The organism is Rhodoplanes roseus (assembly GCF_003258865.1).
Taxonomy (GTDB): domain Bacteria; phylum Pseudomonadota; class Alphaproteobacteria; order Rhizobiales; family Xanthobacteraceae; genus Rhodoplanes; species Rhodoplanes roseus.
The window spans coordinates 1-5,149 of record NZ_NPEX01000352.1 but is presented as its reverse complement, the minus strand read 5'-3'; the positions used below and the strand labels follow the sequence as shown (position 1 = coordinate 5,149).

Annotated in this window: 4 protein-coding genes and 1 pseudogene; 2 read left to right on the top strand and 3 right to left on the bottom strand. The window is 70.4% G+C overall.

Annotation, left to right across the window (positions count from 1 at the left end; all coding sequences use genetic code 11):
- Positions 1–158 precede the first annotated feature (158 nt).
- On the top strand, positions 159–1,808 hold the full coding sequence (locus CH341_RS27835; RefSeq protein WP_111422247.1) for a fumarate hydratase: 1,650 nt from the start codon (positions 159–161) through the stop codon (positions 1,806–1,808).
- 164 nt (positions 1,809–1,972) lie between these two features.
- Here the strand turns inward: CH341_RS27835 and CH341_RS27830 are convergent, their stop codons facing one another.
- The gene (locus CH341_RS27830) at positions 1,973–3,046 is read right to left on the bottom strand and encodes a DUF3616 domain-containing protein (protein ID WP_111422245.1); all 1,074 of its coding nucleotides are present in this window, start codon (positions 3,044–3,046) and stop codon (positions 1,973–1,975) included.
- A gap of 192 nt (positions 3,047–3,238) precedes the next feature.
- Here CH341_RS27830 and CH341_RS27825 point away from each other — a divergent pair, with 192 nt between their 5' ends.
- Positions 3,239–4,225 (top strand): Bug family tripartite tricarboxylate transporter substrate binding protein, encoded by a 987-nt coding sequence (locus CH341_RS27825; protein ID WP_111422243.1) that lies wholly within the window; start codon positions 3,239–3,241, stop codon positions 4,223–4,225.
- Between the two features lie 200 nt (positions 4,226–4,425).
- Here CH341_RS27825 and CH341_RS27820 read toward each other — a convergent pair whose 3' ends face one another.
- A complete protein-coding gene (locus CH341_RS27820) occupies positions 4,426–4,911 on the bottom strand; it encodes a DoxX family protein (RefSeq protein ID WP_111422240.1) in 486 nt (161 codons plus the stop codon).
- Positions 4,908–5,149: pseudogene (locus CH341_RS34510) on the bottom strand (DUF2063 domain-containing protein); the annotation flags it as partial. The pseudogene CH341_RS34510 and the gene CH341_RS27820, both read right to left, overlap by 4 nt.

Below are 5,149 nucleotides of genomic sequence, written 5' to 3'. Positions count from 1 at the left end.
TCGCGCGGTCCGCGCGCCCCGGAATGACGGGTTCGGCGTGCCGCCCCCGGTTTGCGGCCCGGCATGGGCCCCATCCGCCGGCCGGGCTCCCCCAAATCCTGTAATCGTTCTATAAGCGGCCATCCCCGCGGAACGAGCCAGGATCAGGATCCCTTGCCATGAACGCGCCCGCCCAAATCCTTCCGCCCTTCAAGCACACCAGCCTGTTCCCGACGGCCAAGGACACCACCACCTACCGCAAGATCACGGCGGACGGCGTCCGGGTGGAGAAGGCGTTCGGGCGCGACTTCCTCGTCGTCGAGCCGAGCGCCCTCAAGGCGCTGGCCGAGGCCGCCTATGGCGACATCAGCCACCTGCTGCGCCCGGCGCACCTCAAGCAGCTCCGCGCCATCCTGGACGACCCGGAGGCCTCCGCGAACGACAAGTTCGTCGCCTTCGACTTCCTCAAGAACGCCAACATCGCGGCCGGCGGCGTGCTGCCGATGTGCCAGGACACCGGCACGGTGATCATCAGTGGGAAGAAGGGGCGCCGAGTCTGGACCGAGGGCGACGACGAGGCGGCGCTCGCCGAGGGCGCGCGCGACGCCTACCTGAAGAAGAACCTGCGCTACTCGCAGCTCGCGCCGGTCTCGATGTTCGAGGAGAAGAACACGCGCAACAACCTGCCGGCCCAGATCGAGATCGCGGCCGACACCCACGGCGACGAGCTCGCCTACAAGTTCCTGTTCATCGCCAAGGGCGGCGGCTCGGCCAACAAGTCCTATCTCTACCAGGGCACGCCCTCGATCCTCACCCACGACCGCATGATCGCGTTCCTGAAGGACAAGATCCTGTCGCTCGGCACCGCCGCCTGCCCGCCCTATCACCTGGCCATCGTGATCGGCGGCACGTCCGCGGAGCTCACGATGAAGACGGTCAAGCTCGCGTCGGTAAAATATCTGGACGGGCTGCCGACCGAGGGCTCCGAGGACGGCCACGCGTTCCGCGACCTCGACATGGAAGCCGAGATCCACAAGCTCACCCAGGATCTCGGCGTCGGCGCGCAGTTCGGCGGAAAATACTTCTGCCACGACGTGCGGGTGATCCGGCTGCCGCGCCACGGCGCCTCGCTGCCGATCGGCATCGGCGTGTCGTGCTCGGCCGATCGCCAGGCGGTCGGCAAGATCACGCCCGAGGGCGTGTTCCTCGAGGAGCTGGAGCACAACCCGGCCCAGTACATGCCGGACATCGACCTCCACAAGCTGGGCGGCAAGGTCGTGCATATCGACCTGAACAAGCCGATGCCGGAGATCCTGGCCGAGCTGACCAAGCATCCGATCAAGACGCTGTGCAAGCTGTCGGGGCCGATGATCGTCGCCCGCGATCTCGCCCACGCCAAGCTGCGCGAGCGGCTGGAGAGCGGCCAGGGCGTGCCCGACTACATCAAGAACCATCCGATCTATTACGCCGGCCCCGCCAAGACGCCGGAAGGCTACGCCTCGGGCGCCTTCGGCCCGACCACGGCGGGCCGCATGGACTCGTTCGTCGCCGATTTCCAGGCGGCCGGCGGCTCGCTGATCACGGTCGCCAAGGGCAACCGCTCGCCGGTGGTGCGCGAGGCCTGCCAGAAGTACGGCGGCTTCTATCTCGCCTCGATCGGCGGCGCCGCCGCCAACCTGGCCGAGTACTGCATCAAGAAGGTCGAGGTGCTGGAATATCCCGAGCTCGGCATGGAAGCCATCTGGCGCATCGAGGTCGAGGACTTCCCCGCCTTCATCGTCGTCGACGACAAGGGGAACGACTTCTTCAAGGAGCTGAACCTGGGATAGGGCGGGGCTGGCGCCGCTGCCCGTCGTCGTTGTGCGCCGACACCAATCCGTCACCCTGAGGCGCTCGCCGGAGGCGAGCCTCGAAGGGCGACGGCCTCCGGCTTGGGGGAGTTCGGCCCTGTTGGTGTCTCGACCGGCTGTTGCCGATCGGGAAGCGCCATGCCTCACCGCCGCACCCGGTACTCCGTCGGTGCCCCGTTCTCGGCGCCGTCGTAGAGGATCAGCAGGCGCAGCGGCTTGTCGGGCGCGTCGCGCAGCACCAGCACGGTCTCGGCCTTGGCGTCCTCGGGCAGGCCTTTCGGCGGCGTCAAGGTGCCGAGCGGGACGAGGGCGCCGGTGGCCTCGTTCCAGTGCCACAGTGCAGGCTGCACGGCCTGGTCGTTGACCGGGCCGGACAGCACGATCAGACCGTCCCGTACGGCGGCGAGGTCGCGGATGCCGGTGGTCGGCCCGAGCGCGAGGCGCGTCACCTTGGGGGCGAGCGGCTTGTCGGCCGTGAACACGGCATCGGCGTCGACGCTCAGGATGAAGCCTTGCCCGTCCACCGACGGCCCGCGGAAGCCGAGATGCATCCGCCCGTCCTTCACCGCGATCCCCTCGATGTTGACGCCGTCGTGGTCGAGCGGCTGGTCGTAGAACGGGGCGATGCCGTCGGCGTCGCGCATCGCCTCGCCGAGCCGGGCCGACACCGCGACGCCGGTCGGCTCCTCCTCGGAGACCGCGAAGGCCGGGCGGCCGCGGGCGTCGACCGGGAAGCGCATCACCACGAAGCGCGAGCGCCCCTCGCCGTCGCCGTGGCGCGGGCGACCGTGCGAGCCGACCACGTAGAAGAAGCCGTCCGCGAAGGCGGCGCCTTCGGCGTCGGGATCGCCCTTCACCTCCTTGGCCGTGAGCCGGATCAACGCGCCGGGCGTCAGCGTCCGGTCGTGGATGGAAAAGAACTGCGCGTACTTCTTCTCGTCGTTGACGATCAGGCACGACGCGAGGCGTGGCCGCGTCGGTGCGCAGGCGGCACCCGAGAGGTTCATGCGGGCTTGCGTGCGCGGCGTCTCGTCCGCCGCCTTGCGGGCGAAGTCGCCCTCCACCGACCAGGCCTTCCGGGCCGGCGCCAGCGCGGCGGGCTCGGCCGCGACCGGGCCGGCGAGGCCGGCGAGCCAGAGCGGCACGGCCAGCGCCACGGCGCCGCGCCGCAGCCTGCGGAAGAGATCTCGGCCCTGCGGCGATGAAAGGAGCGGCATCGGACACCCTCATGGTCGGCAGCCTCACCTACTGCCGGCGCCCGCGGGGCGCAACCGTCCGGTGGACGCCGCCGCGAGGGGATGGTTTCCGGCCCGAAAAGGCGCTTTGATACCGAAACGCTCGGCCGCATTCGCGGCGGGGCGAGGACGGAACCGGGCCGGCCTCGTCCGCAATCCAGTGAAGGATCTCCCATGCCGACCCTGCCCGTCTCGCGCCGCCTCGTCGTCTCGGGGCTCGCCGCCGCGTTCCTGCCGGCCTCCGCCCTGTGGGCCGAGGACCAGTGGCCCTCCCGTCCCATCACCATGATCGTCCCGTTCGCGGCCGGCGGCTCGACCGACGTGATCGCCCGCGTCGTCGCCGAGGGGCTGCGCCAGGAGCTCGGCCAGCCCGTGCTGGTCGACAATCGCGGCGGCGCCGGCGGCACGATCGGCACGGCCGCCATCGTCAAGGCGCAGCCCGACGGCTACACGATCGGCATGGGCACGGCCTCGACGCTCGCCATCAACCCGGCCGCCTACAAGACCCTCGGCTACGACGTGCTCGTCAACCTGATTCCGGTGTCCAACATCGCCGCCGTGCCCAACATCATGTCGATCAACGCCGACGTGAAGGCCGCCGACATGAAGGCCTTCATCGCCCTGGCGAAGGCGGAGCCCGGCAGGCTCTCCTACGCCTCGGCCGGCATCGGCTCGGTCAGCCACCTGATGGGCGAGCAGTTCAAGCTCGGCAGCGGCACGGATCTGGTGCACGTGCCGTATCGCGGCATCGGGCCGGCCCTCAACGACGCGGTGGCCGGCCAGGTGCAGGTGCTGTTCGACAATCTGCCCTCGACCCTGCCGATGGTGCAGGCCGGCAAGCTGCGGGCGCTGGCCGTGTCGGGCCCCGACCGCGTGCCGGCGCTGCCCGACGTGCCGACCTTCGCCGAGGTCGGCCTCGACGACGTGAACTGGATGGCGTTCTTCGGCCTCGTCGTGCCGGAGAAGACGCCGCCCGCCATCGTCGCGAAGCTCAACGCCGCGACCGTGAAGGCGCTCGCCCGCGAGGAGGTGCGCTCGCGCCTGATCGCCCAGCAGGCCGTGCTGATCGGCAACGCGCCGCAGGAGTTCGCCGCCGAGATCCGCCGCGACCTCGACCGCATGAAGCGCGCCGTGACGGCCGCGAAGATCGAGCTGAACTGATCAGGTCGCCGCCTGCAGCCCCAATCCTCGGTCCGTGTCCCGGACGCGGTGCAATGCACCGCGAGCCGGGACCCAGGGCGATCGGACGAGGTGCTCCCGAAATCCTGTCGAGCAATCGTCCGTGCCGCCCCTGGGCCCCGGCTCTGCGGCACATCGGACCTGCGGCCCGACGTGCCTTGTCCGGGGCACGAGATCGAGTGTCACGCCGACGTGCCCAGTTCGAACCGCCGTCCCAGCAGATGATCCAGCGACACCACGCCGGCGCCGCGGGTCGTCAGGATCAGCAGGCAGGCGGCCCAGGTGCCGTGGGTCGGCCAGGCGTCAGGATAGACCAGGATCTCGATCACCAGCGTCATGATCAGCAGCGCGAGGGCAGAAAACCGTGTCGCCAGGCCGAGCACCAGCAGCACCGGGAACAGGTGCTCGGCGATCGCCGCGGCGCCGGCCGCGAGAGCGGGGTCGACCAGCGGCAGACGGTACTCGTCGCGGAACAGCTCGACGGCCGTGTCGGAGAGCCGCCAGCCGTCGAGCTTGGTCTGGCCGGAGCGCCAGAACACGCCGGCGATCGACAGCCGCGCGACCAGCGCCACCAGCGAATACGGGATGCGCTCCAGCGCGGTCGTGATCGTCCGTACGGCGGCGACGCCCGGCGAGGCGGCGGGACGGTGAAGCGTGGCGTCGGTCATGGCGAGGCCTCCGGGGCGAAGCTGAGGGACGTGGCGAGGCCGCTGCCGATGAGCAGGGCGAGCGCCGCGGTGGGGTCGAAGCCGTCGTCGTCGGCGAAGGCGGCGGCGGCCGCGTCGGCGATCGTCGTGCCGTCGCGCAATGCCGCCAGGAAGACGGCCGCGCCGGGCGCCAGTCGCGTCACCGTGACCTCCATCCGCGGGCGGATCACCAAGGCGTCCTCGGCGATGCCGAGGTCGA

Coding starts and splice junctions, on each gene's coding strand:
- CH341_RS27835 (WP_111422247.1), top strand. CDS start 159: ATGAACGCGCCCGCCCAAATCCTTCCGCCCTTCAAGCACACCAGCCTG.
- CH341_RS27830 (WP_111422245.1), bottom strand. CDS start 3,046: ATGCCGCTCCTTTCATCGCCGCAGGGCCGAGATCTCTTCCGCAGGCTG.
- CH341_RS27825 (WP_111422243.1), top strand. CDS start 3,239: ATGCCGACCCTGCCCGTCTCGCGCCGCCTCGTCGTCTCGGGGCTCGCC.
- CH341_RS27820 (WP_111422240.1), bottom strand. CDS start 4,911: ATGACCGACGCCACGCTTCACCGTCCCGCCGCCTCGCCGGGCGTCGCC.